Here is a 25849-nt window from a genome sequence, read left to right on the forward strand (position 1 = left end):
GTTGATCTGTTTCCATGTTATTGCCGCTCCCTGATAAGTTAACAGACTATACTTTAGAGCCTGTTAACTGAACATTCCGTAAACATTCCAGTCATTTTTCCTTCAGGATGCAACTATGGTGTATCAATACCTTAACGGCACGGCGTGGCGGCATATCTATATTGTGGGTGATATTCATGGCTGTCTCGCCATGCTGCACGAAGAGTTAGAGGCTCAGCGATTCGATGCCGGGCAGGATCTGCTGATAGCCGTAGGCGATTTGATCGATCGTGGCCCGGACAGCCCTGGCTGCGTGGCGCTGTTGAATAAGCCCTGGTTTCGCAGCGTGCGCGGCAATCATGAAGAGATGGCTATCGGGGCGCTGACGCGGGGCGATCATCAGCAGTGGATCGGCAACGGCGGCGACTGGTTCTATAAGCTGGAAGGCATGAAAATGATTGAGGCGAAACATGCGCTCAGCCGTTGTCGCCTGATGCCCTTAATTATTCATCTGGAACTGGAAAATAGCGTGGTGGTGGTCGCTCATGCCGACTATCCGGCCGAACGCTATGCGTGGGAGGCAGCAGTCGATCCTTTTAAGGTCGTCTGGAGCCGCAGCCGCGTTGAACAGGTACAGCAAGGAAAGGGCAAGGCCATCAGCGGCGCGGACGCTTTCTATTTTGGCCACACGCCGCTAAGCAAGCCGCTGAGTGCGGCGAATTTGCACTTTATCGATACCGGCGCCGTATTCGGCAACCGGCTCACAATGGTGCAGGTACAGTAATGCTCAGGAGAACAGCTTGCCGTCCCGCACCAGCTCCCGCGGGTAGCTGTTTTTAATCCGGCTCGATACTTTCTTTGCCAGGCCAATCGGCTGCTGTTGACAGGTGACAATCACTTCGTCGGCGGGCAGCGCACGCTCAGGATAAATGTCCCGTCCGCGATACCACTCTTCGGCTTCCGCCAGCGTCAGCTCAAAACGATTTGACGCCTGCGGCTGCGCCAGAGCGATAACCGCTTCGTGCTGCCAGCGATAGCCTTTGGCAAAGGTTTCAGCCAGCTTCAGGCCGATACGCGAAAAGCGAACCCGGCCCAGCAGCGGCTCCACGGCGCGCGGAAACAGCCAGAGCTCCTTATCACGCTGCCAAAGCGCATGGGCAGCGCTGTCCCACGCCAGCCCTGATTTAGCGGCAGCGGCCGTAATTTCCTGCTCATCTTTACGTTTTACCGGCGTAAAAGGCAGCTTACCCAGTTTATAATTTGGCGCGGGCATGGGCGGCACGCCCGCTGTTTTGCGCAGTCGCGCGACAAAAAAGCCTTCACTGTCAAAGATATGTGGGAAAACGTGCAAAAAGCCTTCCGGGGTGCTGGCCCGTTCGGCGCCGGCAAACAGGTCGTCTAAAGGTTCGATGGCAACGGCGTCCGGATAGCGCGCCAGCAGCCAGGCGATGACCTGCTGATTTTCGCTGCGGTTCAGGGTGCAGGTGGAATAGACCAGCGTCCCGCCGGGTTTAAGGGCATGAAAGGCGCTATCGATTAAATCGTGCTGAGTGGCGGCAATCGCCTCGGTGCTTTCCAGCGACCAGTTGCGCAGCGCGTCGGCGTCCTTACGGATTACGCCTTCGCCAGAGCAGGGCGCATCCAGCAAAATGGCGTCGAAGGTTTCCGGCAGCGCCGGCCCGAAGACGCGGCCGTCGAAATGGGCGATCGCCGTATTGCTGACGCCGCAGCGGCTGATGTTGGCGTGCAGCACCTTGACCCGGCTGGCGGAGTATTCGTTGGCGAGAAGCGCGCCCTTGTTGCTCATCGAGGCGGCAATCTGGGTGGTTTTAGATCCCGGCGCGGCGGCCATGTCCATTACGCGTTCCGGCGCGGGCGAACCGGCAAACAGCGCGGTTACCGGCAGCATGGAACTGGCTTCCTGAATATAAAACAGCCCCGCCAGATGTTCCGCCGTACTGCCTAAAGGCAGCGTGTCGGCATCGTCACGGCTGATCCAGAACCCTTCCTTACACCAGGGGACGGGCGTCAGCGCCCATTGATAAGGCTCGACCAGCGCCAGAAACGCCTCAACGCTGATTTTCAAGGTATTAACGCGCAGGCTGCGGCGCAGCGGCTGCTGGCTGAAGGCAATAAACTGCTCGAACTCGGCGCTGTCGGGCAGCAGCTCGCGCATCTGATTTAAGAAAAGATCCGGGAAGTACACGCGTGAAGAAGAAGACACTGAAAGATTCCGCTGGCAATAAAGTGGGGCGAGTTTATCACACTCTGCGGCGGCAAAAAAAACGGGCAGCCAGGCTGCCCGTTTCGATTATTTTGCCGGCAGCGCCGTGCCCCATTTACGCCAGTCTTTCGGCTCCTCGTCCTCCAGCAGATAATGCTTGCCGCTGGTGGCCTGTGGTGCCAGCGGCACGGTCGGCGGGGTGGCAAACTGAATGCCGCCCTGAATAAACTGTTGGAAGGTGCCGGTTTTCACCACGCCGCCAATCAGGCCAAACTTGAAGTTGTAGCCGGAGGCCAGCCAGAACACCGAGTTATTGCGCACCAGATGCTGGTATTTTTTGCTGATGCGTAGCGTAATCTGCACGCGATCGGCCATCGATCCCAGCGAGGTGCCCGTTACCGTACCGACCTCGATTCCCCGGAACAGTACCGGCGTACCGACAGACAGCGAGCCGCCTTCAGGCGCGTCCAGCACCACGTTCAGACCATCCAGATAGCGTGCGTCGGTAATGGTTGATTCCTGTAGTTCAAAGGTGCGCTGCGCGCGGCCTTTGCCGGGATCGACATTGATATAAGGCTGGAGCAGGGTATCCAGATGATTAACGCCCGCTGCGGAAATCTCCGGCGACACTACCGAGAACCGGCTGCCCAGCCGCGCGAAATCCTGTACGTATTCCGGATAAAGCACGGCTTTGGCAATCACCTGATTCTTGTCGTTATTGAGCGCCAGAGATTCCAGCTGGCCGATGGTGATGCCGAGATAGCGGATAGGCATCCCTGAGGAGAGCTTGCTGGCGTCGTAGGTATGCAGCGTAATCTGACTGCCGACCGCTCTGGCCGCCGTTTCTGATTCAAACAGCGTGCGCTTGTCTTTACTCGTCAGGCCCGCACCGGCGCCGCTGAGGTTATCAAAGCTGATCGCGCCCTTCAGCGCGCGGTTAAGCGGCGAAGCCTGCACGGTCAGGCCGCTGCCGTTAAGCTGCACGCGCGCGCCGCCTTCCGACCAGAATACGCTGTTCGGCGTCAGCAGCTTGCGGTATTCCGGCTTGATATGCACGCGCACGTCGAACTCGTTAGCTCTTGGCGTGACCTCCACGATCTCGCCGACCTGAAACTTACGATAGAGCACCACTGAACCGGCCTGAATATCCGGCAGGCTGTTGGCGGTCAGCGTCAGGGTGGTAGGCAGCTGGTTGGTGGTGATGCCTTCGGCGGCTTTTTCCGCATTAGCAAACAGCGGATAGCTCTCTTTTGGCGCGCCCTTGCTGCCGGGATCCAGGCGAATGCCGCCGTCGATCCATTCGCGTGCGCTGGCGCCCAGCACTTCCATACCGTCCAGCCCCAGCTTAACGTCCAGCCGACTGTTGATAATAAACTTGCTGTCGCCGTGCACCAGTTCGCGATACTCAGGCGTAACAGCGATAATAAAATTCACGCCTTTTTCATTGAGCTTGCGGCTGACCACCTGGCCAATCTGCATCCCGTGCAGCATCACGGGCTGGCCCGCATCGATACCGTAGCTTTCCGGCGCGGTCAGCTTCACTTCCAGCGTGTCAGGCCGTTGCAGCAGCGACTCGTTGCTTTGCAGCACGGTAAAGCGATCCTGCGGTTCGCCTTCGCCAGGCACCAGTTCGAGCGTGCTGCCGGTCAACAGACTGCTGAGGCTGGTATCGGCGAGGGTGATTTTGGGGCTGCGCATCTCAATGCGGGTGCCGGTACGCATCAGGCCGGTTACCGACGGATCGATGGTCAGTTCGCCTTTTACCTTGCCGTCGGGCTGTAAGTTCAGCGCGGTTAGCGTGCCGACCTCCAGTCCCTGATACATCAGCGGCGTGCTGCCCGCCTTCAGGTTTTTGCCGCCGGGCAGGTCAAGCGTGATAATCACGCCGCGATGGCTGTGCGCCAAATCCGGGTAGAGCTGATAGCTGTCATCGCTTTTTGCCTGCGCGGAGTCGGCTGGCGAGTCAAACGCAATCGCACCGTTGACCAGTGCCGCCAGGCTCTCCAGCTGCACTTTGGCACCGCTCAGGCCCACATCGGCCTTCACCCCGGAGACGTTCCAGAAGCGGCTCTCTTTTTTCACCAGGTTGGTGAATCGGCGCTCGATCAGCACGTCAACGGTTACGCCCTGATTGCCAGGGTTGATGCTGTAGTCATAGACGCGGCCAACCGGGATTTTACGGAAATAGACCAGCGAGCCGGTATTCAGCGAGCTTAAATCGGCGGCGTGCAGATGGATCATCATCTCGCCCGTGTTCATGCGATATTTCGGCTGCGTATCCAGCGCCACAAAATGCTCCTGCGGCTTGCCTTTGCCCGGCATCATGCCGATATAGTTGCCGCCCACCAGCGCATCCAGGCCCGACACGCCCGCCAGTGACGCTTTCGGCGTCACCAGCCAGAACTGCGTTTTATCGCGCAGCGCGTCTTTCATATCGCTCTTGATGCTGGCCTTGATCTTAATGGTGCGCAGATCGTCAGTCATGCTGATGCCCTGCACCAGACCCACCTCGACGCCCTGATAGCGCACCGGCGTTCGGCCAGGCACAATGCCGTCAGCGGTGGCGAAATCGATGGTAACCGTGGTGCCGCGCTCCTGGTAATTGTTCCAGACGAGCCAGCCCGCTATCAACAGCGCAATCAAAGGCAGCAGCCAGAACGGCGAAATTTTGCGGCGGCTTTTCACGCGTGCGCTAGTCGGTGTAGTCGGCGTTTCCTGTTGCATGTGCATCCCAAAGTAAACGGCTATCCAGCCACTCGACGGCAAGGATAGTAAGAATAACCGCTGAGCCAAAATAGAAGGCAGCCGGTCCCATAGTAAAAGCCAGAAGCTGGTCGCGATTCACCAGCGACATGGTTAAGGCGATAACAAACAGGTCCAGCATAGACCAGCGTCCGACCCAGGTAACTACCCGCAGCAGACGAACGCGCGTTTTCAGACCCTGTTCACATTTAAAATGGATGCTGAGCAGCAGCGTCAGCAGCACGATAACCTTGGTGAAAGGCACCAGGATACTGGCGATAAAAACCACGATCGCTACCGGAATATTGCCGGAAGCGAGCGAAAGAATACCGGAAAGAATAGTATCCTCCTGGCGCGCGCCGTTGAGATAAATAACGGAAATCGGCAGCAGATTGGCCGGGATCAGCAATACCACCGCAGAGATCAGCGCCGCCCAGGATTTTTGCAGGCTGTGGCGACGACGCAGTCGTAGCGGCGTATGGCAGCGCGGGCAGCGGCCCCGTTCGTCAGGCAGGCCGGTATGATGGCAGTTCAGGCAAACGCGCAGCTGCTCGGGGGCGATATGCGGCTGCGGCTGCGGATAAAAGCGATGCCACAGCTGTTCAACGTTGATATGAATAAGCGTCACCAGGCTCAGCGCGGCCAGCGACAGAAAGGCGAGCAGGCCGGTGCCGGGATTGATATCCGCATAGTCCTGCACCTTGATAGAAGCGACGGCGATACCGACCAGATAGATATCCAGCATGACCCACTCTTTCAGCCGATCGAGCATCAGCAGCACCGGCCGCAAATTTAAACCCAGCCGGTCACCAAAAAAAAGCCAGCCGATTGACGCCACCAGCGTGGCGGGCGCGCCGATGGTGCAAAAGGCCACCATAGAGGCGGTAATCACGTTGCCCTGCTGCGCCATCTGGATAATGCCTTCCAGCAGGCTGGCGCGGATAGTGGTGCCCAGCAGCCGGATAGTCAGCAGCGGTTCGCTAAAGGCAAACGGCATCAGCAGCAGCATAGTGACGGCCATTGCCGCCAGCCGCGTCATCGACCAGTCGCGTCCGTTAAGGATACGGGCGTTGCAGCGCGGGCAGTGCGCCGACTGGTTCGATTTAACATCTGGTAAGGAAAAAAGGGTATCGCATTGCGGACAACGCTGATAACGTTCCTGAGGCAGAATTTGGCTGATAGCGTATATTTTCACGAATTATCCGGATTTGCAGGGTACGGTCAGGCAAAATCGCCCCGGCGAACCACTCTTACGTTTGTTTTTAAAGCTTCAGACCAACAAGGGTATATTAACTAACGGAATCATTCACCTTGTCCGTCTGGACATTTAATGCTTATTTTATCAGGCGAAGCCATTCCGGGCTTCGTAACAGTTTTAATAATGGTTAAAAAATGACTAAAAAAGAATTTTACTCGGATCTCAATCGTGATTTACGCGCGCTTATCGCCGGCGAAACCAGTTTTCTGGCCGCGATGGGCAACTGCAGCGCGCTGCTGTTTGAGCGCCTTGAAGGCGTTAACTGGGCCGGGTTTTATCTGCTGACGGAAGAGAAGACCCTGGTGCTGGGACCGTTTCAGGGCAAAATCGCCTGCGTACGCATTCCGGTAGGCCGCGGCGTCTGCGGAACGGCGGTGGCGGAGAGCGCCGTACAGCGCGTGGACGACGTCCATGCCTTCCCCGGGCATATTGCCTGCGACGCGGCCAGCAATGCCGAAATCGTGCTGCCGCTGGTGGTAAACGGCGAGACGATCGGCGTACTGGATATCGACAGCGTGGAATATAATCGCTTCGACCAGGAAGACGAAAACGGGCTGATTACGCTGGTTGACGGGCTGTGTGAAGTGCTTGCCGGCACGGACGTGGAAAAATTTATTCACATGAAACGCAGCTAAAGTGCTGGATCACGTAGCATTTGCTGATGGTGTCATTATAATGACGCCTGTTCATGCCTGCGCTGGTTGGCAAACCCGTTGTAATCAGGAAATTTCATGGAAAATCAACCTAAGTTGAATAGCAGTAAAGAAGTAATCGCCTTTCTGGCGGAGCGGTTCCCACAGTGCTTCAGTGCCGAAGGCGAAGCGCGACCGCTAAAAATCGGCATCTTTCAGGATTTAGTCGACCGCGTGCAGGGCGAAATGGGCCTGAGTAAAACTCAGCTTCGTTCCGCGCTGCGCCTTTATACTTCAAGCTGGCGCTATTTATACGGCATCAAAGCTGGTGCCACCCGCGTTGACCTGGACGGCAACGCCTGCGGCGTTCTGGACGAGCAGCACGTGGAACACGCCCGTAAGCAGCTCGAAGAGGCCAAGGCGCGCGTTCAGGCGCAGCGCGAGCAGCAGCAGGCGAAAAAACGCGAAGCGGGTGAAGAAACTGCCCCTCGTCGTCCACGCAAGCCGGTTCGTAAACCTTCTGCTGAAGGCGAGCAGCCTCGGGCCGCACGCAGCAAGCCGCAGCGTAATCCTGGCCGCGCGCCTTCCGCAGAACGCCAACCGCAACGCACGACACCCGTTACGGATACCGCAGCATTGCAGGTGGGTCAAAACATCAAAGTCACGGCAGGCAAAAGTGCGATGGATGCAACCATTCTTGAGATTACAAAAGATGGCGTCCGGGTACAGCTGGCTTCCGGCCTGGCAATGATAGTGCGCGCAGAACACTTGCAGTTCTGATACGGAGGCCAATCAGGGCATGAACAACTTTTTTAAAACCACCGTTATTGCTGCACTGTTGTTTACCGGACATGTTTTCGCCGCCGATGCTATTACGCGCGCCGAGCAAATTCCGCAGCTTCATCAGGAACCGCAGCACGCGACCGTCAGCGAGCGCGTGACGTCGCGCTTTACGCGTTCCCACTATCGTCAGTTCGACCTGGATAAAGATTTCTCCGCGAAAATTTTCGCCCGCTATCTGAATCTGTTGGACTACAACCACAATGTGCTGCTGGCTTCTGACGTGGCGCAGTACAACACCAAAAAAACCACGCTGGGCGATGAACTGAAATCGGGTCAGCTGGATGTTTTTTACGATTTATATAACCTGGCGCAGAAACGCCGTTTTGAGCGCTATCAATACGCGCTGACGGTGCTGAACAAGCCGATGAATTTTAGCGGTCACGATACTATTGATATCGACCGCAGCAAGGCACCCTGGCCGCAAACCACTGCGGAGCTGAACCAGCTTTGGGATGCCAAAGTCAAATATGACGAGCTGAGCCTGAAGCTGACGGGCAAAGAGGAAAAGGAGATCCGCGAGGTTCTCACCAAGCGCTATCAGTTTGCTATCCGCCGTCTGGCGCAGAGCAATAGCGAGGACGTTTTCCAGCTGGCGATGACCGCTTTCGCGCGTGAAATCGATCCGCATACCAGCTACCTGTCTCCGCGCAATACCGATCAGTTCAATACTGAAATGAGTCTGTCGCTGGAAGGTATCGGCGCCGTACTGCAAATGGATGATGATTACACCGTGATCAACTCCATGGTTGCGGGCGGCCCGGCAGCCAAAAGCAAAGCGATTACCGTGGGCGATCGTATCGTCGGCGTCGGCCAGCCCGGCAAACCGGTTCAGGACGTGATCGGCTGGCGTCTGGATGACGTCGTGGCGCAGATTAAAGGCCCGAAAGGCAGCAAAGTGCGTCTGGAGATCCTGCCGGCCGGCAAGGGCACCAAAACCCGTATTATTACGCTGACCCGTGAAAAAATCCGTCTGGAAGATCGCGCGGTGAAAATGAGCGTGCATAACGTCGGCAAAGAGAAGGTCGGCGTACTGGATATTCCGGGCTTCTACGTGGGTCTGACCGACGATGTTAAAGTGCAGCTGCAAAAGCTGCAGAAGCAGAATGTCGACAGCGTAGTGATCGACCTGCGTACCAACGGCGGCGGGGCGCTGACGGAGGCGGTATCGCTTTCCGGCCTGTTTATTCCGGGCGGCCCGGTGGTGCAGGTGCGCGATAACAACGGCAAGGTGCGTCAGGACAGCGATACCGACAGCATGGTTTACTATAAAGGCCCGCTGGTGGTGCTGGTAGACCGTTTCAGCGCCTCGGCTTCCGAGATCTTTGCCGCCGCCATGCAGGATTATGGTCGCGCGCTGATCGTCGGTGAACCGACCTTTGGTAAAGGCACCGTGCAGCAGTATCGCTCGCTGAACCGTATCTACGATCAGATGCTGCGTCCCGAATGGCCTGCGCTGGGATCCATCACCTACACCATCCAGAAGTTCTACCGCGTTAACGGCGGCAGTACCCAGCGTAAAGGCGTTACGCCGGATCTGCTGATGCCGACCGGCGTGGAAGCGGTGGAAACCGGTGAGAAATTCGAGGATAACGCGCTGCCGTGGGACAGCATTGATGCGGCGGCCTATACCAAAACCGGCGATGTTAAACCGCTGATCCCGCAGCTGCTCAAGACGCATCAGGATCGTATCGCGAAGGATATGGAGTTCCAGTACATCCTGAAAGATATTGCCCGCTTCAACGCGATGAAGGATAAGCGCAATATCATCTCGCTGAATCTTGCCGAGCGCGAGAAAGAAAATCACGAGGATGACGCGCTGCGGCTGGAGCGGATCAACGCCCGCTTTAAAGTGGAAGGCAAAAAGCCGCTGGCGAAGCTTGAGGATCTGCCGAAGGATTACAAAGAGCCGGATCCTTACCTGGACGAAACGGTCAGTATCGCCAATGATCTGGCGCAGCTGGAAAAAAGCCAGAGCACCAAATAACCACCAGGGCACAGCGCAAGCTGTGCCTTATTTTTACCTGAACTTTCCCAATCCACGCGGTAACTTTGCCTTTCCTGACAGTCAATGTTTTCCTGAACGTTAAAAGTTAAGACAAAATGTAAAGTTATGTCTTTTTAGACACTTAATGCCCTTTGCCGCTTGAAATGTTTTGCCGCGCCCATAGGATAGTTATCCGCTATAAGCGATTTTTTAACTGAGGAAGAAGAAATTTTATGATGCGTATTGCGCTTTTCCTGTTAACCAACCTGGGCGTAATGTTGGTTTTTGGACTGATCCTCAGTCTGACGGGAATTCAGTCAAGCAGTGTTCAGGGCCTGATGATCATGGCGGGTCTGTTTGGCTTTGGCGGTGCGTTTGTCTCACTGCTGATGTCTAAATGGATGGCGCTGCGCTCCGTAGGCGGTGAGGTCATTGAGCAGCCACGTAACGAAACCGAGCGCTGGCTGATGCAGACCATTGCCGGACAGGCGCAGCAGGCGGGCATTGCTATGCCGCAGGTCGCTATTTATCATGCGCCGGACATTAATGCCTTTGCTACCGGCGCGCGCCGCGATGCCTCACTGGTTGCGGTTTCTACCGGGCTGCTGCAAAACATGAACCGCGATGAGGCCGAGGCGGTGCTGGCGCATGAGATCAGCCATATCGCCAACGGCGATATGGTGACGATGACGCTGATCCAGGGCGTGGTAAACACCTTTGTGATCTTTATCTCGCGTATTATCGCGCAGATAGCCGCAGGCTTTATGTCGGGCGATCGCGAAGAGGGCGAAAGCAGCAACGGCAACCCGCTGGTCTATTTTGCGGTGTCGATGGTGCTGGAGCTGGTGTTCGGTATTCTGGCCAGCATTATCACCATGTGGTTCTCGCGCCATCGTGAATACCATGCCGATGCCGGTTCGGCGCGTCTGGTTGGCCGCGAGAAAATGATCGCCGCGCTGCAACGTCTGAAAACCAGCTATGAGCCGCAGGAAGCAAGCACCATGATGGCGTTCTGCATTAACGGCAAATCGAAGTCGCTGAGCGAGCTGTTTATGTCGCATCCACCGCTGGATAAGCGTATCGAGGCGCTGCGCAGCGGCCAGTACCTGAAATAGTCGTTAAGATGATAAATGCCGGTCGCTGACCGGCATTTTTTTGCCTGTCGATCAGCCCGCTTTCTGTTGCGGCCCCGGCTGCGTCAGCCGAAGCGCGCTGACGATGGCGGCCAGCGTAGAAAATCCCCCCGCCAGCAGCAGCGAGGCGTGCGTGCCCTGATCGCTGAACAGATTGAACATTAACGCGACCAGCGCCGCGCCGCTGGTTTGACCCAGCAGGCGCGCCGTGCCCAACATGCCGCTCGCGCCACCGCTGCGATGACGTGGCGCCGAACTGATAATAGTGTGGTTGTTGGGCGACTGAAACAGGCCAAAGCCCGCGCCGCAGATCATCATGCGCCAGATAATGTTCCAGTTATCCGGCGAAGCTGGCAGTAGCGCCAGCGAAAACAGGCCGATAGCAAAGCATCCCAGCCCTATAGCGCCCAACAGCCCGGCATGGTAGCGCTCGATGAGTCTGCCCGCTATTGGTGCCATCACCATCGTTGCCAGCGGCCACGGCGTCAGCAGCAGGCCTGTCGCTACCTCGTCGCGATGCAGCACGGTTTGCAGAAAAAACGGCAGCGACACCATCGCCAGCATCTGCGCGCAAAAGGAGCATACCGAGGTGCCGAGCGACAGCGAGAATACCGGGATACGCAGCAGGTCGACCGGCAGCAGCGGCACCGGCAGCCGCAGCTGCCGACGAATAAACACCACGCCAATAACTACCAGCGCGACCAGTTCCGCCGCAACCAGTTTGCCGCTCTGACCCTGGGCGAAACCGCTCAGCGCAGAGATTAACAGGCCAAACGTCAGCGCGTTCATGATGGCACTGGGAATATCAAAGCGCTGTTCGCTGGCTTTTTGCGGATTATCGGGTAGAAAGCGGAAGGCGAGAAATAGCGCGCCGAGGCCTACCGGCACGTTAATCAGGAACAGCCATTGCCAGGAGGCGACAGAGAGCACGGCAGCGGCCACGGTCGGGCCAGCGGCGGTTGAGACGGCGACGATGAGGGAGTTAATGCCCATTCCGCGCCCCAGGTAGCGCTGCGGATAAATGATGCGGATCAGCGCGGTGTTCACGCTCATCAGTGCCGCGCCGCCAAAACCCTGCAGCACCCTGGCGAAGGTCAACATGCCCAGCGAGTCGGAAAACGCGCAGAACAGCGAGGTACAGGTAAATACCACCAGTCCACACTGATAGACGCGGCGGTAGCCCAGGATATCGCCCAGAAAAGAGAGCGAAAGCAGCGAGACGATAATCGCCAGCTGATAGGCGTTGACGATCCAGATCGAGGCCGCCGGACTGGCCTGAAGATCGCGGGCAATAGTTGGCAGCGCCACGTTGGCGATAGCGCCGTCCAGCACGGCAACGGTAATACCCAGTGCGATAGCTAAAATCGCGCCATAGCGCTGCGGAACGGGCAGGCCATCCGATGGAAGAGTTTGCGGCATAGAGAAAATAGTCAGGAGAGTGAATATCATAATGCTAATGATTTTTTCCTTGCCTTACCATTTATTCAGCGCGCTCAACCATCAGCAAATGTGTCTGTGCTGCCGACAGGTTAGCGTTGCGCTGCCGCTGCGGCAAAAAGTATACTGGGAATAGTGTTCCATTTTTTATAAAACAATAAGGCAAAAGCGTTATGGCGAAGGATGAGGTGGATAAACAGCCCGATTCGGTCTCTTCCGTACTGAAAGTGTTTGGCATTTTACAGGCGTTAGGCGAAGAGCGAGCGCACGGCATTACCGAGCTGTCACAGCGGGTGATGATGTCGAAAAGCACCGTTTATCGTTTTTTACAGACCATGAAGTCGCTGGGCTACGTTGCGCAGGAAGGCGACACGGAAAAATATAGCCTGACCCTGAAGCTGTTTGAGCTGGGCGCAAAGGCGTTACAGAATGTCGATCTGATACGCAGCGCCGATATCCAGATGCGCGAACTTTCCCGCCTCACCCGCGAGACGATCCACCTGGGCGCGCTGGAAGAAGACAGTATTGTTTATATTCACAAAATCGACTCGCTTTACAATCTGCGCATGTACTCGCGCATTGGCCGACGCAATCCGCTTTACAGCACCGCTATTGGTAAAGTGCTATTGGCCTGGCGCGATCCGGAAGAGGTGAAAAGCATCCTGGCAGAGGTCAGCTTTCAGAAGAATACCTCCCGCACGCTTACGTCTACGGACGCGCTGATAACCCAGCTGGAACGGGTACGCGCACAGGGCTTTGGCGAAGATAACGAAGAACAGGAAGAGGGATTGCGCTGCATTGCCGTGCCGATATTCGATCGCTTTGGCGTGGTGATTGCCGGACTGAGCATCTCCTTCCCGACCATCCGTTTTACGGAAGAAGAGAAGGGCAACTATGTTGCGATGCTGCACCGTGCGGGCAGGCTGATATCGGAACAGATGGGCTATCGGGACTATCCTTTCTGAACCGACGGGCCGACAGCACTCGGCCCGTCGCGGTTTCAGTTATCGATCACTTCACTGCTTTTTTTCAGCAAAGGGCAGTCGGTGACGCCGACAATGCCGCTGTCGCTGTGCAGATACTGGGCGGTGGTCATGCCGCGAGCGGTAAGATACTGGCATTGCAGCCCCATCCCTGCGACATTCTTATGGCTTCCGGCCAGTACGCCATAGCCGGTGACCAGCAGAGCCAGCCAAATCACGACCAGCAGGCCAACAAGACGAACAAAAAATTTCATGCTTTCTCCTTTATGCGTCGGCCTTTCCCGTAGTCGCCGACGCCAGTACATTGTGAGCAGATACGCAAAACATTGTCAGCATACAGCAGTGCCGCCATAAAGCCTGCGCGAAGGTTCCTAAATTTCCATCAGCGCGCTATCAATTCGTTGATGAGCAGGTAAAATTCGGCTCATTATAATTATATGTAACATCAGGAGTATAGGTATGTTAAACGAGGTCGCCAATGGCGCGGCGGGAGCCGGCTTGCTTATCGGCATTATGCTTGTCGGGCTGGTCGCCTGGTTTTTTATTACTCGCGCCAGCGTCAGAGCTAATGAACAGATCCGCCTGCTGGAGGAGCTGCTTGACGAGCAGAAACGGCAGAACCAGCTGCTGATAAAGCTTGTCGGCGCGCGGCAGGTGCCGGCTGAAGATAACAATGAGACTGATTTTATTCGTTTAATTCCGGAGCGCTAATCGCTCCGGCACAAGGAGCACCGTATGGCCTGGCAAAACCCCTGGTACGATCCGCAAAAAGCGCACCACACGCCGGAAGGCTTCCGTAACCCTGAACAGGATCTCCGCCAGCCCGGTGATTTACAGCGCTGGCGCAAAGAGCGCAAGGCGCAGGGGCTGCCTTTTCCACCGGCGCAGGGCTACGATGCGTTTATTCGTCAGTGGTGGCAGCCTGCCGATTTAAGCGGCGAGGAGGATGCCGTCTGGTGGCTGGGCCATGCCTGCCTGCTGCTGCGCACCTCGGGCAAATACACGCTGATCGATCCCGCGCTGGCGTCGCGCGCGTCGCCGCTCCAATTTTACGGGCCGCAGCGCAAAACGCCTGCCGCGCTGAAAGTCGAAGACCTGCCCGCGTTGGATCGCGTACTGATTTCGCACAGCCATTACGACCATCTTGACTGGCCTACCATCAAACTGATCCTGCGTCATTTTCCGGACGTGCATTTTGTGGTGCCGCTGGGGCTGGCGCCCTGGTTTAAAAAACGCGGGGCGAAAAAGGTCACGCAGCTGGACTGGTGGGAAAGCGTCACCGATCGCGAAATGCAGATCTTTGCCGTTCCGGCGCGTCACTGGAGTATGCGTACGCCCTGGGATCGCAACCGCTCTTTATGGTGCGGTTGGGTAGTAAAGAGTCAGGGCGTAAATTTCTGGTTCAGCGGCGACAGCGGCTATTCCGAAAGGCTGCTGGCGATCCCGCGCAGGCTGGGGCCTTTCAACCTGGCTGCTTTGCCAACGGGCGCTTATGCGCCGCAGTGGTTTATGCGCGGACAGCATATGGATCCGGACGAGGCCATTTCGCTACATCAGGCGCTGGGCCAGCCCGTCACCATTCCCATTCATTGGGGCGTATTCGAGCTGGCGGACGAATCGCTGGACGAGCCGCCGCGCGTGCTGAGCGAAAAGATGCAGGCAGCAAAGCTGGACGAGCACCGTTTCAGCGCGTGGAAAATTGGCGCGAGGATGCCCCTTAAAAATATAAATTAAGAATAATCCTGGTAAGGGAATTTAAAATGCGTACGCGCTGATATCAATGCCGGTTAATCCAAATAGATTGATGGTACTAATGGCAATTAATCGGGAAGGAGGCTGCATTTAAATGGGGCAGGCAAAAATACATTTTCCTGATTTTGGTGCAGTTTAAATTTAAATATGAACCATATGCTCCTTTTGATACCCCAATGCCATTCTAATTTTGCGTGGCGCGGAGCCATCTTTAAATGAAGATTTTTGAGTAAGCAATGTCATATTTCTGCAATAAGCCAGATGGAAAATCGCCCGGAGCGCAGCGAGAAGCCGTAGACTTGGCAGCGGCGGCAGGCTAAGATGTGCTTAGAAAATTGCATGACCGACGGGCCTGTGCCATTCGGTTTTACTCTGGCGACGTTCAATAATTCCTTTGTTGATGTGCAATAAGTGCCGCAGACGTTTCAAATATGTGCGACAGTCCGACGACCTTATAAAAATGACTTGCCATTAATAATCGAATATGTGATAACGCTTTTGGTAAAACGGGGTACAGTTCTGTTTATGTATGGCATCTTCAGTAAAGAAGTTCTGAGTAAAGACGTTACGTTGAATACCGCTTCCTTGCCGAGCCTTAATTTATGCCTCATGCAGTTGTGTCTCTGATTTTTCTGTACGTCACGCCCCCGGGCGAATTAACACTCTAAGGAATTTGCAAAATGGCAAAGATTAAAGGTCAGGTTAAGTGGTTCAACGAGTCTAAAGGTTTTGGCTTCATTACCCCTGCAGACGGCAGCAAAGACGTGTTCGTACACTTCTCTGCTATCCAGGGCAATGGCTTCAAAACTCTGGCTGAAGGCCAGAACGTTGAGTTCGAAATTCAGGACGGCCAGAAAGGCCCTGCTGCTGTGAACGTCACCGCTATCTAATTTTCGATCTTGCCGTTGCCCGCGCGACGGTTCAGGCAAGCATCAGAATAATAAAGCCCTGCCGGTATCGGCGGGGCTTTTTCCTTTCCGGCCATGAAAACCTGCCCTGGCCTGCATATTTCCGGTAAACTGCCGCTCTTAACGTTACCGGAGAGTTGTTATGTCTTATCTTTGCCCGCTTTGCCATCATCCCTTGCTGCCCGATGCTTCCGGCTGGCGATGTGAAAACCGGCATCAGTTCGATCGGGCAAAAGAGGGCTACGTCAATCTGCTGCCGGTGCAGCACAAGCGATCGAAGCAGCCGGGCGACAGCGCCGAGATGATGCAGGCGCGACGTGAATTTCTGGATGCCGGGCACTATCAGCCTCTCCAGTCCAGCGTCTGCGATATTTTCCAGCGCATCCTGCCGCCCGAAAACGCCAGCGTGCTCGATATTGGCTGTGGCGAAGGCTACTACACCCACGCGGTGGCCGATATGCTGCAAAAAAACGGCGAGGCGGAAGTCCACGCGCTGGATGTATCCAGAGTCGCGGTGCGTGCTGGCGCTAAACGCTATCGCAACGTTCGTTTTTGCGTGGCGTCCAGCCACCGGTTGCCGTTTGCCAGCGAACAGTTTGATGCCGTGCTGCGTATCTATGCGCCCTGCAAGGCGGAGGAGCTGGCGCGGGTAGTAAAGCCCCACGGCTACGTCCTGACCGTTACGCCGGGGCCGCGTCACCTGCTGCAGTTCAAAGAGCTAATCTATCAGGAAGCACGCCTGCATGATGAAACGCCCGAAGCGTTGCCGGGCTTTACGCTGGTAGAGCAGCATTCGCTTAATTATTTAATGAGCCTTAACAGTGAGACGTCCGCCGCACTCTTGCAGATGACGCCTTTTGCGTGGCGCGCCCGTCCTGAAGTCTGGGGCGTACTGGCTACCACGCCGTCGTTTGAGGTTGAAACGGACTTTACGCTGCGCCTGTGGCAAAAGGAAAAGCCTGAGGCTGCGCAGCAGGCAGAGGCGCCTTCTTCTGGCGAATAGCGGAGCAGGGCCGTTTGTTACAGAACGGTCTTCTGTAAATGTAAGCAAATATTTTGACGTTGTCCCTTGCGCTGTTTACAGTAGAACTCCTTAATTTTTACAGGAGCCACGGGCCTGCGCCCTCCCTATGGATCGTCACCGAAGTTGTTTAACTAAGCCACCGGCCTACGCGGCCACTCTGACTTTGCCTTTTGATGGCGCTTATCTTTCCTTGTATCCAGCCATAAGCTGCGCGATGGTGTTGCCAGTTTCTTTTTCCCCTATCTCTGTTCGGAGCCTGTCATGGAATTTCTCTTAGACCCGTCAATCTGGGCCGGTCTGCTGACGCTGGTCGTCCTTGAAATCGTGTTGGGAATAGATAACCTGGTTTTTATCGCCATCCTGGCCGATAAGCTGCCGCCAAAGCAGCGTGATAAAGCCCGTCTGATAGGCCTGTCTCTGGCGCTGATTATGCGCCTGGGTCTGCTTTCTCTGATCTCCTGGATGGTGACCCTGACGCGTCCGTTGTTCAGCGTCGCGGATTTCAGCTTTTCGGGGCGCGATCTGATCCTGCTGGTCGGCGGTTTCTTTCTGCTGTTCAAAGCGACGATGGAGCTGCATGAAAGGCTGGAAAACCGTGAGCACATGGGCGGAGGCGCTAAGGGCTATGCCAGCTTTTGGTCCGTGGTTATCCAGATTGTAGTGCTGGATGCCGTCTTCTCGCTGGATGCGGTAATCACTGCCGTTGGCATGGTCAACAACCTGGCGATTATGATGACGGCGGTGGTGATCGCGATGGGCGTGATGCTGCTGGCCTCAAAACCGCTGACCCGGTTTGTCAACGCGCATCCTACGGTCGTGGTGCTCTGCCTCAGCTTCCTGTTGATGATCGGGCTTAGCCTGGTGGCGGAAGGCTTTGGCTTCCATATTCCAAAAGGCTACCTCTACGCGGCTATCGGCTTCTCTATTCTGATCGAGCTGTTTAATCAGATCGCGCGGGTGAATTTTCTTCGCCATCAGTCCAAAAGACCGATGCGTGAGCGTACCGCCGAAGCTATTCAGCGGCTTATGGGGGGACGACGCGGCGGCCATACGGATAACGGCGAACAGGAGAGCGAAACCCTCAAGCTGATGCCGCAGGAAACCTTTAAAGATGAAGAGCGCTATATGATTAACGGCGTGCTGACGCTGGCCTCGCGCTCGGTACGCAGCATTATGACGCCGCGCGGCGATATTTCCTGGGTCAACGCCGAGCGTCCGGCGGATGAAATCCGCGTGCAGCTGCTGGATACGCCGCACAGCCTGTTCCCCGTCTGCCGGGGAGAGCTGGATGAGATTGTCGGCGTCGTGCGGGCAAAAGAGCTGCTGGTGGCCCTGGAGCAGGGCATTGATGTTGCCACCTACGCTGCCGCTATGCCGCCGGTGATCGTGCCGGAAACGCTGGATCCGATCAATCTGCTGGGCGTGCTGCGTCGCGCCAGGGGCAGCTTTGTGGTGGTAAGCAATGAGTTCGGCGTGGTGCAGGGTCTGATAACGCCGCTGGACGTGCTGGAGGCGATTGCGGGCGAGTTCCCGGATGAGGATGAAACGCCTGATATCGTCGCTGATGGCGAAGGCTGGCTGGTGAAGGGCGGCACCGATCTGCATTCTTTGCAGCAGCTGCTGGATACCCAGATGCTGGTGAAGCCGGCAGACGATCATGCTTCGCTGGCGGGACTGCTGATTGCCCAGAAAGGCCAGCTGCCCCAGGCGGGCGAGGTAATAGCACTGCCGCCGTTCGCCTTCCAGATTGTCTCTGCTACCGACTATCGTATTGATCTGGTCCGCGTGACGCGGGAAAAAGCCCCGGTGGAAGAAGGCTAAACCTGACGAAACATCAGCCGCCGCCGGGCGGCTGATGTTCGCTAAGCCACTGAGGGAAACTTTCCAGCGGCATCGGTCGGGCAAACAGATATCCCTGCAACACATCCACGCCTTTCTCACGCAGGTAGGCCGCCTGAGCTGCCGTTTCCACGCCTTCCGCAACCAGGCTGATATTCAGCCGCTGCGCCAGGGAAATCACCATATCCGTAACGGTCGCGTTAATCGCGTCTGTCCCTATCGCCGCGGTAAAAACCTTATCGATTTTCAGCACGTCCGGGCTAAGCGTTTTCAGATAGGAGAGCGAACTGTGGCCGGTGCCGAAATCGTCAATCGCCAGCTTCACGCCGTTCTGGCGCAGCTGAGCCACCACGCGCTGGTCAACCTCCGGCAGCGCATCGCGCTCGGTCAGTTCCACAATCAGCTGCGGAGCCGGGTTCGCCGGCCACCAGAGCTGCTTCAAATCCGTCACGATTTGCCGGTCATGAAAATGGCTGGAAGCGACGTTGATGGCAATATGGAAATCGGAGCGGGCCGGCAGCAGCGGCAGCTGGCTGACCACCTCGGTTAACACATAACGCGTCAGCGGCGCGATTAAATTATGCCGCTCGGCCAGCGGAATAAAAAGATCTGGCGATACCCAGCCCTGGCGGTCGTTATGCCAGCGCAGCAGCAGCTCGATGCCTTCGCATTCGCCGCTGCGGGCGTTAATCAGCGGCTGGCAGTACACCATAAATTCACGCGCGTTAATGCCGTAGCTGATCTGCCAGGCAAGGCTCATGCGGTTCGCGGTCGCCAGCCAGACAATGTAGCCGGACAGCAGGCTCAGCAGCAGCGCCAGCGGCAGCTGTTCAGGCAGCGCCAGCAGCGCCAGCCTGGCGGGCGCCGGCCCATACAGCGTGACGGAAAAAGGATAGCGCAGCGAGGCGTCCTGATAGCTGACTTCATCCTCGGACGGCAGCGCTTTTTCAATCAGGGGATTGCCGTATTCCAGGCTGTGTTCGCCTACGTTGAAAATAACGCGTTCCACCCACGGCAACTCAGGCTCAAGCAGGTAGTTGCTCATCAGCTCGATATTAACGAGTTGCAGGATCCCGGCCCTGTTGCCTGCTTCCAGCGGCGTCCACAGCAGCAGTACCGGTGATCCCTTAAGCAGATGATCGTCGGTGCTTAGCAACATTCGCTGATTGTTTACGGCCAGTTCGGGATAGGTGGCGCTGAAGGCAAGATTGGTACTGCCATAAATGCTGGAACAGTACATATTGTCCCGATCGACCAGGATAATTGATCGCACGGTTTGCAGCGAGGCCAGCTTTTCTACCAGCGGAAAACGAACCTGATCGCACGGCAGGCCCACCAGCCCCAGCGTATTATTAGCCGCCACGTCAAGCGGCGAAAAAAGGCGATCGAAACGCTGGATCGCTTTGCTGGCAAAAGTGTGCGACAGCTTTTCGATATGATTTTTTTCGACGATAAAGCGTAAAGCCAGGGTAAGGATAAGCACCAGTGCGGCGACTACCACAGCAATTAACAAGCGTCTGCGGCGAAACGCCCCAGTGGCTTCCTGTGACACTTGCATTAATGACCATCCTTAAAGCGAAACGCGAACCAGCCTGTTATCGGCAAAAGTAAGATTAAGTTTAGTCCTGAGAAATGAAAAACGGGGTTAAACAGCGGGTTGCCAACAGCAGAAAGAGAGGGGAAAAGGAAAGCGCCAGCGCCGCAGAAGGCGCTGGCGAAAAATCAGTCACACTGTACTTTTATCGCCAGGCCGCCGCGAGAAGTTTCACGGTATTTGGCGTTCATATCCTTGCCGGTTTCATACATCGTTTCGATCACTTTATCCAGCGAAACGCGTGCCTCGCTGGTACGCCGCATCGCCATGCGCGCGGAGTTAATCGCTTTTACCGAAGCAATGGCGTTACGTTCGATGCAGGGAACCTGCACCTGACCCGCAACCGGATCGCAGGTCAGGCCCAGGTTGTGCTCCATGCCGATTTCCGCCGCCACGCAAACCTGCTCCGGGCTGGCGCCCAGCAGCTCGGCCAGACCCGCCGCCGCCATTGAACAGGCCACGCCGACCTCGCCCTGGCAGCCCACTTCCGCGCCGGAAATCGAGGCGTTCATCTTGTACAGGATGCCGACAGCGCCCGCCGCCATAAAATAGCGGATAAAAATATCGGGACTGACCGAAGCGATAAAGTGATCGTAATAGGCCAGCACGGCCGGCACGATGCCGCAGGCGCCGTTGGTTGGGGCCGTCACCACCCGGCCGCCCGCCGCGTTCTCTTCGTTAACGGCCAGCGCAAACATGTTTACCCAGTCGATCACGTTCATAGGATCGCTGGAAAGTTTGTCGGAGGAAACCAGCAAACGGCGCAGCGCGGCGGCGCGGCGCGGTACGCGCAGCGGGCCAGGCAGAACGCCTTCGGTATTCAGGCCGCGATCGATACAGTCGCGCATGCTCTGCCAGACGTCCGCGAAATAGTGTTCGATCTCCGCCCGGCTGTGCAGCGCCAGTTCGTTCTTCATCACCATACCGGAAAGCGACAGGCCGGTTTCATGACAGTGGGCCAGCATCTCTTTCGCTGAGTTGAACGGATAGGGCACCGACACTTCGTTCAGCGTGGACTGGCCGAAATGCTCTTCATCGACGATAAAGCCGCCGCCGATGGAATAGTAGGTTTTGCTGTAAATCAGCTCGTCGCCCGAGAAGGCATGAATGCGCATACCGTTTTCATGCAGGGAGAGATTATCGCTGCGAAACACCATGCCGCCTTCGCGTGGAAAATCGACTTCGTGCGCGCCGCCGGCCAGCAGCAGACGCTGTCGCGCCTCTACATCACGAATAAAGGCCGGAATGCCGTCGATATCCACACTTTCCGGCGAGGCGCCCGACAGGCCCATAATAATCGCGATATCGGTGTGGTGCCCTTTACCGGTCAGAGAAAGCGAACCGTAAACGTCGACGGCGATGCGCGTCACATCGGTTAATTTGCCCAGGCTGACCAGATCGTCAACAAACTGTTTGCCGGCTTTCATCGGCCCCACCGTATGGGAACTGGATGGGCCTATGCCGATCTTAAACATGTCGAAAACGCTAATCACATTCTGCTCCCGGGTCCGCAGTTAATCGCTGGATAATATTTAATGGTAATCATCATGTGAACGATAGTCGCATGAAATAAACTAATCTTCTGCAGACAGAAAAGTTATTGCGGGCTGCATCACACTGGCGTCCGCTGCTTTTTTCTGCCTGACCTGAACTAAGGCAAACAAAAACCGGCCCGCTATGATTCGGGGCCGGTCTTTTGCGCTGCAATATAAAGGATTTACGCTAATTGTGAAGGGGTAAGGCAAACTAAAAGAGGGAATTTCTTTGCCGTTTTGCTGTAAAGCTCTGGCAAAGCGGGCAAGCGACGCTATTTTGTGCGAAACCGCTACTCTGTTACCTGTAGGCTGAGCTGGCGGATAATGCCCGCGGTCATGCCCCAAATAAAATAGTCGTCAAACCAGGAAAGCCAGATCCGGTGCGTTATGCCGTGGCGCTGGATATCCAGCGGTGCATAGCGCCCCAGCCGGAGTGCTTCCTGAAGCGGCATCTCAAAAACCGATTCCACCTCCGCTTCATTGGCGTGCCAGGCAAGATTATCAGGCAGAATGCCTACTACCGGCGTAACCTGAAAACCGGTGCTGCTGGTCACGGGCGGCAGCACGCCGATCACCTTTACGCTTTCAGGCGGAATAGCGACCTCTTCCTGCGCTTCGCGCAGCGCGGTGTAAATCAGTGACCGATCTTCATTATCCCGCATCCCGCCGGGGAAGGCGACCTGCCCGGCATGCTTGCGCAGCGTGGCGGCGCGTCGGGTCAGCAGCAGCGCAGGACGCGGACGGTTAATAATCGGCACCAGCACCGCCGCCTGGCGCGTGGGCAGCTGAGGCACGGCAGGCTCGGGCCGCTGTAGCTGAAAACGGGTGATAAAACGCTCCAGCGCCGGTGACGCGTCAGGCATGATAGTGCTCCAGACAGGGAAGAATGCGGTTTACCTTATCGAACGTTTCCTGATATTCCGACTGCTCGTCGCTGTCGGCCACGATACCGCCGCCAGCGGTACAGTAAAGCTGGCCGTTTTCCGCCGTCAGGGTGCGGATGGTGATGCTGGTATCCATGCGGCCGCAGACGCTGAGATAACCGATGCTGCCGCACCAGGCGTTGCGGCGGTGCGGTTCAAGCTCATCGATAATAGCCATTGCCCGTACTTTAGGCGCACCGGTGATAGATCCGCCAGGGAAACAGGCGCGCAGCAGATCGCAGGCCGTAAGCCCGGGTTTCAGCGTGCCGGTAATGGTACTGACCAGATGATGCACCGCCGGGAAAGGCTCTACGACAAACAGCTCCGGCACTTTTACCGTGCCGGGTACGGCTACGCGGCCAATATCGTTGCGCAGCAGGTCGACAATCATCAGGTTTTCCGCCCGATCCTTAGGCGACTGCGCCAGCTTCTCCGCCTGACGGCGATCGGCCTGGGGATCGCTCAGGCGCGGCAGCGTGCCCTTAATTGGGCGGGTTTCGATTTCGCCCGCCGCCATATGCAGAAAGCGTTCGGGCGAAAGGCTTAAGATGGCGCTGTCCGGCAGGCGAAGAAAGGCGCTGAAGGGCGCGCGGTTCTGGCGGGTCAGCGATCTGTATGCCTGCCATTCATCGCCGCTGTAGCTGGCCTGAAAGCGCTGGGCCAGATTGATTTGATAGCAGTCGCCGCTGCGCAGCCACGCCTGCACCTGACGGAACTTCTCGCCGTAGGCTTCACGACTCATATTGGAAGCCCAGGCGCTGGTCAGGCGAAAAGGCTCGGGCACCTGCGGCGTTTGTTCATCAAGCCAGCGCAGCCGTTGCGCGGCGTCGCCATGCGTGATCAGCGTCAGGGTCTGGCGATGGTGATCGGCAATCAGCGCCCAGTCGTAAATGCCCACGGCCATATCCGGCGTGGTTAAATCCGGCTTCGCCCGCTGCGGCAGCTTCTCGAACCGCCGCCCCAGATCGTAGCCGAACAGCCCCAGCGCGCCGCCCTGAAAAGGGTAGTCGCTGCTTTCAGCCGCCTGCAAATTGCTCTCCTGCAACGTCTGATGCAGCAGAACGAGCGGATCCTGTTCGCTTTCCGTCACCAGGCCGTCACGTACTACGCAGGTCAGACCGCCGCAGGTGGTCAGCGTGGCGACGGGGTCGGCGACCATAATATCGAAGCGATTGTCGCTGTGTTCCGCAAAGCCGGAGTCCAGCAGCATCGCCCAGGGCTGATGGGCGATAACAGTAAACAGATCCCCGAGCGATTCGGGCGTATACTCCAGAGGATAATAAACAGGTGGCATGATTAAGGCAGATCAGAACTAAAACAGGCAGCAAGCCTGACATATTTTTCTGCTGCTGGCATCTGTTTGTTACGCGTGGAATAATTCCCGCGACTGAAACAGGAGCAATTATGATTAGTGGTTTACCGGCGCTGTCGCTTGAGCAGCAACAGCAGGCAGTGGAGCGTATCCAGGAGCTGATGGCCGACGGCATGAGCAGCGGACAGGCTATCCAGCTGGTGGCGGCTGAAATTCGCGAAACGCACACGGGCGAGATGATTGCCGTTCGTTTTGACGATGAAGATGAAGAGGATGAAGACGAGGCGCGCGAGCGGGCTAACTACCACGACGCTCACCACGCTGACGACGAAGAAGAAGAGTAAGTAAATGGCGCACCGCCCGGTGCGCCATAAGTTTATCTGGCGGCGACGATCTTGATCTCAACCAGATATTTCGGGTTCATCAGGCCGGCCTGCACGGTGCAGCGCACCGGCGCGTTGCCTGGCGACACCCAGGCGTCCCAGGCGCGGTTCATCGCCGGAAAATCCTCTTTGTGTACCAGAAAAATAGTGGCGTCCAGAATACGGCTTTTATCCGAGCCCAGGCGGGTCAGGATGCGGTCGATTACCGCCAGCGCGTTAGCCGTCTGCGCTTCGGCGTCCTCGTCCAGGTTTTCCGGCACGCTGGTGTAATAAATCGTATCGTTATGCACAACCGCTTCCGACATGCGGTGTTCCGGGTCAAGACGATCAATAGGCATCAGGTTCTCTCTTGTTATCACTTTAGTGGCCGATAGCCTGGCATAATGCCTGCGTGGTTGTCATCCCTCAGCATTCCTGTCGGCGGCAGGAGAATGCTATGCTGGCGCTCTGCCTTACTTTTTCTGCCTGGATTGATTATGCCCGCCATTGACGATCTTTTTCTGCGCCTGTCGCGCTCGCCGTTTCGGCAAAAATTCCATTTAGGCCACCGCGAATACCGCTATTGCCTGGACAAGGGCGAAGAGGAGATCGTCGCGCATGCTGCTGACTTTATTCGTGAGCGCCTTGCTCCCGCAGAGCCTGTTAATGACGGCAAGCAAACGCCGATGCGCGGTCATCCGGTATTTATTGCCCAGCATGCCACGGCCACCTGCTGTCGCGGCTGCCTGAGCAAATGGCACCAGATACCTGCGCACCAGCCGCTAACGGCAGCGCAGCAGGCGTGGGTTGTGCAGGCGATCCTGCACTGGCTGCGGCTGGAGATGCAGCGGCCGCAGCCTCCCGCGCCGCGCCGCAAAAAAGACCCGACAAAGGATAAACAGCTCAGGCTGCTGTAAGGCCCGTGGCGGGATGTGGCTATAAAAACGAAATATGCATTAACAAAGTTAATTGAATTGATAAAGGGAAAGGCTTGCGATTTTACCGGTAACATTCTAGTTTTGCTCTGGCAGGCAAATCCACTGGTAAAATAAGGGGTATTCGTATGCAATCTTCTAAGATTATTGTTTTAATTGAAAAAATAGCCATAGCCGTTTTTGCGGTTTTGCTGGTCTATTTTATCGCGACCGGCTTGCTTTCGGCGTCGGGCTGGGATCATAGCTGGCCTTACCCACACCGCTAAAGATGATTCTTTCACCAGGGAAAATAAAGCAGTGTTAATACTATAAGCGCCTCGCTACAGTGGCGCAGCCTCCTCCTTTTCTGACCCCCTTTCTTTGTGTCCGTTCGCGGCATAACATGCCTGATTCAGCTATAACCTTTTGATTTGTATTGGTTTGTATCCTTACGGTAATACTGCCATAATA

General features: G+C 56.4%; 24 protein-coding genes. 14 read left to right on the forward strand and 10 right to left on the reverse strand.

Translation table 11 applies throughout. From position 1 onward, the window contains the following. The first annotated feature begins 115 nt into the window (after positions 1-115). Positions 116-763 carry a metallophosphoesterase gene (locus QZH36_RS00645; RefSeq protein ID WP_253460810.1) on the forward strand — a complete coding sequence of 216 codons (648 nt, stop codon included), beginning with the start codon at positions 116-118 and terminating at the stop codon, positions 761-763. A gap of 3 nt (positions 764-766) precedes the next feature. Here QZH36_RS00645 and rsmF read toward each other — a convergent pair whose 3' ends face one another. The 3 genes from rsmF to yebS all read right to left on the reverse strand — a co-directional run bounded on the left by rsmF (position 767) and on the right by yebS (position 6140). After that, positions 767-2203, reverse strand: coding sequence for a 16S rRNA (cytosine(1407)-C(5))-methyltransferase RsmF (gene rsmF, locus QZH36_RS00650; RefSeq protein ID WP_301729452.1), 1437 nt, complete (start codon positions 2201-2203; stop codon positions 767-769). An 87-nt stretch (positions 2204-2290) separates the two neighbouring features. After that, entirely contained in the window at positions 2291-4927 is a 2637-nt protein-coding gene (locus QZH36_RS00655) for a PqiB family protein (RefSeq protein ID WP_253460812.1), read from the reverse strand. Next, on the reverse strand, positions 4896-6140 hold the full coding sequence (gene yebS, locus QZH36_RS00660) for a membrane integrity lipid transport subunit YebS (protein ID WP_253460815.1): 1245 nt from the start codon (positions 6138-6140) through the stop codon (positions 4896-4898). Before yebS ends, QZH36_RS00655 begins: the two co-directional genes overlap by 32 nt. Positions 6141-6337: 197 nt before the next feature. Between yebS and msrC the strand changes: the two genes are divergently transcribed. The 4 genes from msrC to htpX all read left to right on the forward strand — a co-directional run bounded on the left by msrC (position 6338) and on the right by htpX (position 10777). After that, complete coding sequence (gene msrC / locus QZH36_RS00665) at positions 6338-6838, forward strand: free L-methionine (R)-S-oxide reductase MsrC (protein ID WP_253460817.1); 501 nt, start codon at positions 6338-6340, stop codon at positions 6836-6838. 96 nt (positions 6839-6934) lie between these two features. Then, complete coding sequence (proQ, locus tag QZH36_RS00670; protein ID WP_125287814.1) at positions 6935-7615, forward strand: RNA chaperone ProQ; 681 nt, start codon at positions 6935-6937, stop codon at positions 7613-7615. A gap of 19 nt (positions 7616-7634) precedes the next feature. Continuing rightward, positions 7635-9662 carry a carboxy terminal-processing peptidase gene (gene prc, locus QZH36_RS00675; protein ID WP_301729453.1) on the forward strand — a complete coding sequence of 676 codons (2028 nt, stop codon included), beginning with the start codon at positions 7635-7637 and terminating at the stop codon, positions 9660-9662. 233 nt (positions 9663-9895) lie between these two features. Then, on the forward strand, positions 9896-10777 hold the full coding sequence (htpX, locus tag QZH36_RS00680; RefSeq protein ID WP_125287812.1) for a protease HtpX: 882 nt from the start codon (positions 9896-9898) through the stop codon (positions 10775-10777). A 51-nt stretch (positions 10778-10828) separates the two neighbouring features. Here htpX and QZH36_RS00685 read toward each other — a convergent pair whose 3' ends face one another. Continuing rightward, on the reverse strand, positions 10829-12244 hold the full coding sequence (locus QZH36_RS00685) for an MFS transporter (RefSeq protein ID WP_437177820.1): 1416 nt from the start codon (positions 12242-12244) through the stop codon (positions 10829-10831). A 161-nt stretch (positions 12245-12405) separates the two neighbouring features. On the opposite strand from QZH36_RS00685, the gene kdgR reads away from it, so the two are divergent. Further along, positions 12406-13197, forward strand: coding sequence for a DNA-binding transcriptional regulator KdgR (gene kdgR / locus QZH36_RS00690; protein ID WP_253460823.1), 792 nt, complete (start codon positions 12406-12408; stop codon positions 13195-13197). A 35-nt stretch (positions 13198-13232) separates the two neighbouring features. On the opposite strand, the gene QZH36_RS00695 is transcribed toward kdgR, so the two are convergent. Next, positions 13233-13469 carry a YobH family protein gene (locus tag QZH36_RS00695; protein WP_253460826.1) on the reverse strand — a complete coding sequence of 79 codons (237 nt, stop codon included), beginning with the start codon at positions 13467-13469 and terminating at the stop codon, positions 13233-13235. 205 nt (positions 13470-13674) lie between these two features. On the opposite strand from QZH36_RS00695, the gene QZH36_RS00700 reads away from it, so the two are divergent. The 6 genes from QZH36_RS00700 to QZH36_RS00725 all read left to right on the forward strand — a co-directional run bounded on the left by QZH36_RS00700 (position 13675) and on the right by QZH36_RS00725 (position 18720). Next, complete coding sequence (locus tag QZH36_RS00700; RefSeq protein WP_301729454.1) at positions 13675-13926, forward strand: YebO family protein; 252 nt, start codon at positions 13675-13677, stop codon at positions 13924-13926. A 24-nt stretch (positions 13927-13950) separates the two neighbouring features. Beyond that, positions 13951-14949, forward strand: coding sequence for an MBL fold metallo-hydrolase (locus tag QZH36_RS00705; RefSeq protein WP_301729455.1), 999 nt, complete (start codon positions 13951-13953; stop codon positions 14947-14949). A gap of 543 nt (positions 14950-15492) precedes the next feature. Further along, positions 15493-15594, forward strand: coding sequence for a DUF2627 domain-containing protein (locus tag QZH36_RS00710; protein WP_253461303.1), 102 nt, complete (start codon positions 15493-15495; stop codon positions 15592-15594). A gap of 53 nt (positions 15595-15647) precedes the next feature. Next, positions 15648-15857, forward strand: a complete 210-nt coding sequence (gene cspE / locus QZH36_RS00715) for a transcription antiterminator/RNA stability regulator CspE (RefSeq protein WP_001062678.1) — start codon at positions 15648-15650, stop codon at positions 15855-15857. Positions 15858-16017: 160 nt separating this feature from the next. Next, positions 16018-16878, forward strand: coding sequence for a 23S rRNA (guanine(745)-N(1))-methyltransferase (gene rlmA, locus QZH36_RS00720; protein ID WP_301252796.1), 861 nt, complete (start codon positions 16018-16020; stop codon positions 16876-16878). 282 nt (positions 16879-17160) lie between these two features. Further along, complete coding sequence (locus QZH36_RS00725) at positions 17161-18720, forward strand: TerC family protein (RefSeq protein WP_301729456.1); 1560 nt, start codon at positions 17161-17163, stop codon at positions 18718-18720. A 13-nt stretch (positions 18721-18733) separates the two neighbouring features. Here QZH36_RS00725 and pdeD read toward each other — a convergent pair whose 3' ends face one another. From pdeD to pabB, 4 genes are all read right to left on the reverse strand, one after another. Then, the gene (gene pdeD, locus QZH36_RS00730) at positions 18734-20296 is read right to left on the reverse strand and encodes a cyclic di-3',5'-guanosine monophosphate phosphodiesterase PdeD (RefSeq protein ID WP_301729457.1); all 1563 of its coding nucleotides are present in this window, start codon (positions 20294-20296) and stop codon (positions 18734-18736) included. Positions 20297-20460: 164 nt separating this feature from the next. Then, positions 20461-21825 (reverse strand): L-serine ammonia-lyase, encoded by a 1365-nt coding sequence (gene sdaA / locus QZH36_RS00735; protein ID WP_253460844.1) that lies wholly within the window; start codon positions 21823-21825, stop codon positions 20461-20463. 332 nt (positions 21826-22157) lie between these two features. Continuing rightward, the gene (locus QZH36_RS00740; protein ID WP_253460847.1) at positions 22158-22730 is read right to left on the reverse strand and encodes a CoA pyrophosphatase; all 573 of its coding nucleotides are present in this window, start codon (positions 22728-22730) and stop codon (positions 22158-22160) included. Then, positions 22723-24084 (reverse strand): aminodeoxychorismate synthase component 1, encoded by a 1362-nt coding sequence (gene pabB / locus QZH36_RS00745; RefSeq protein WP_301729458.1) that lies wholly within the window; start codon positions 24082-24084, stop codon positions 22723-22725. Before pabB ends, QZH36_RS00740 begins: the two co-directional genes overlap by 8 nt. 110 nt (positions 24085-24194) lie before the next feature. Between pabB and QZH36_RS00750 the strand changes: the two genes are divergently transcribed. Next, positions 24195-24446 carry a YoaH family protein gene (locus QZH36_RS00750; RefSeq protein WP_253460853.1) on the forward strand — a complete coding sequence of 84 codons (252 nt, stop codon included), beginning with the start codon at positions 24195-24197 and terminating at the stop codon, positions 24444-24446. Between the two features lie 32 nt (positions 24447-24478). Here the strand turns inward: QZH36_RS00750 and QZH36_RS00755 are convergent, their stop codons facing one another. Then, entirely contained in the window at positions 24479-24823 is a 345-nt protein-coding gene (locus tag QZH36_RS00755) for a RidA family protein (RefSeq protein ID WP_301252791.1), read from the reverse strand. Positions 24824-24961: 138 nt separating this feature from the next. Here QZH36_RS00755 and QZH36_RS00760 point away from each other — a divergent pair, with 138 nt between their 5' ends. Then, positions 24962-25381, forward strand: coding sequence for a DUF4186 domain-containing protein (locus QZH36_RS00760; protein WP_253453664.1), 420 nt, complete (start codon positions 24962-24964; stop codon positions 25379-25381). Positions 25382-25849 lie beyond the last annotated feature (468 nt).

The organism is Erwinia wuhanensis (genome assembly GCF_030484085.1).
GTDB lineage: Bacteria > Pseudomonadota > Gammaproteobacteria > Enterobacterales > Enterobacteriaceae > Erwinia > Erwinia aeris.

Bases quoted from the DNA above. Each gene is read 5' to 3' on its own strand.
- QZH36_RS00645 (WP_253460810.1), top strand. From the start codon at position 116: ATGGTGTATCAATACCTTAACGGCACGGCGTGGCGGCATATCTATATT.
- QZH36_RS00655 (WP_253460812.1), bottom strand. From the start codon at position 4,927: ATGCAACAGGAAACGCCGACTACACCGACTAGCGCACGCGTGAAAAGC.
- msrC (WP_253460817.1), top strand. From the start codon at position 6,338: ATGACTAAAAAAGAATTTTACTCGGATCTCAATCGTGATTTACGCGCG.
- proQ (WP_125287814.1), top strand. From the start codon at position 6,935: ATGGAAAATCAACCTAAGTTGAATAGCAGTAAAGAAGTAATCGCCTTT.
- prc (WP_301729453.1), top strand. From the start codon at position 7,635: ATGAACAACTTTTTTAAAACCACCGTTATTGCTGCACTGTTGTTTACC.
- htpX (WP_125287812.1), top strand. From the start codon at position 9,896: ATGATGCGTATTGCGCTTTTCCTGTTAACCAACCTGGGCGTAATGTTG.
- QZH36_RS00685 (WP_437177820.1), bottom strand. From the start codon at position 12,244: ATGATATTCACTCTCCTGACTATTTTCTCTATGCCGCAAACTCTTCCA.
- kdgR (WP_253460823.1), top strand. From the start codon at position 12,406: ATGGCGAAGGATGAGGTGGATAAACAGCCCGATTCGGTCTCTTCCGTA.
- QZH36_RS00695 (WP_253460826.1), bottom strand. From the start codon at position 13,469: ATGAAATTTTTTGTTCGTCTTGTTGGCCTGCTGGTCGTGATTTGGCTG.
- QZH36_RS00700 (WP_301729454.1), top strand. From the start codon at position 13,675: ATGTTAAACGAGGTCGCCAATGGCGCGGCGGGAGCCGGCTTGCTTATC.
- QZH36_RS00705 (WP_301729455.1), top strand. From the start codon at position 13,951: ATGGCCTGGCAAAACCCCTGGTACGATCCGCAAAAAGCGCACCACACG.
- QZH36_RS00710 (WP_253461303.1), top strand. From the start codon at position 15,493: ATGTATGGCATCTTCAGTAAAGAAGTTCTGAGTAAAGACGTTACGTTG.
- cspE (WP_001062678.1), top strand. From the start codon at position 15,648: ATGGCAAAGATTAAAGGTCAGGTTAAGTGGTTCAACGAGTCTAAAGGT.
- rlmA (WP_301252796.1), top strand. From the start codon at position 16,018: ATGTCTTATCTTTGCCCGCTTTGCCATCATCCCTTGCTGCCCGATGCT.
- QZH36_RS00725 (WP_301729456.1), top strand. From the start codon at position 17,161: ATGGAATTTCTCTTAGACCCGTCAATCTGGGCCGGTCTGCTGACGCTG.
- pdeD (WP_301729457.1), bottom strand. From the start codon at position 20,296: ATGCAAGTGTCACAGGAAGCCACTGGGGCGTTTCGCCGCAGACGCTTG.
- QZH36_RS00740 (WP_253460847.1), bottom strand. From the start codon at position 22,730: ATGCCTGACGCGTCACCGGCGCTGGAGCGTTTTATCACCCGTTTTCAG.
- pabB (WP_301729458.1), bottom strand. From the start codon at position 24,084: ATGCCACCTGTTTATTATCCTCTGGAGTATACGCCCGAATCGCTCGGG.
- QZH36_RS00750 (WP_253460853.1), top strand. From the start codon at position 24,195: ATGATTAGTGGTTTACCGGCGCTGTCGCTTGAGCAGCAACAGCAGGCA.
- QZH36_RS00755 (WP_301252791.1), bottom strand. From the start codon at position 24,823: ATGCCTATTGATCGTCTTGACCCGGAACACCGCATGTCGGAAGCGGTT.
- QZH36_RS00760 (WP_253453664.1), top strand. From the start codon at position 24,962: ATGCCCGCCATTGACGATCTTTTTCTGCGCCTGTCGCGCTCGCCGTTT.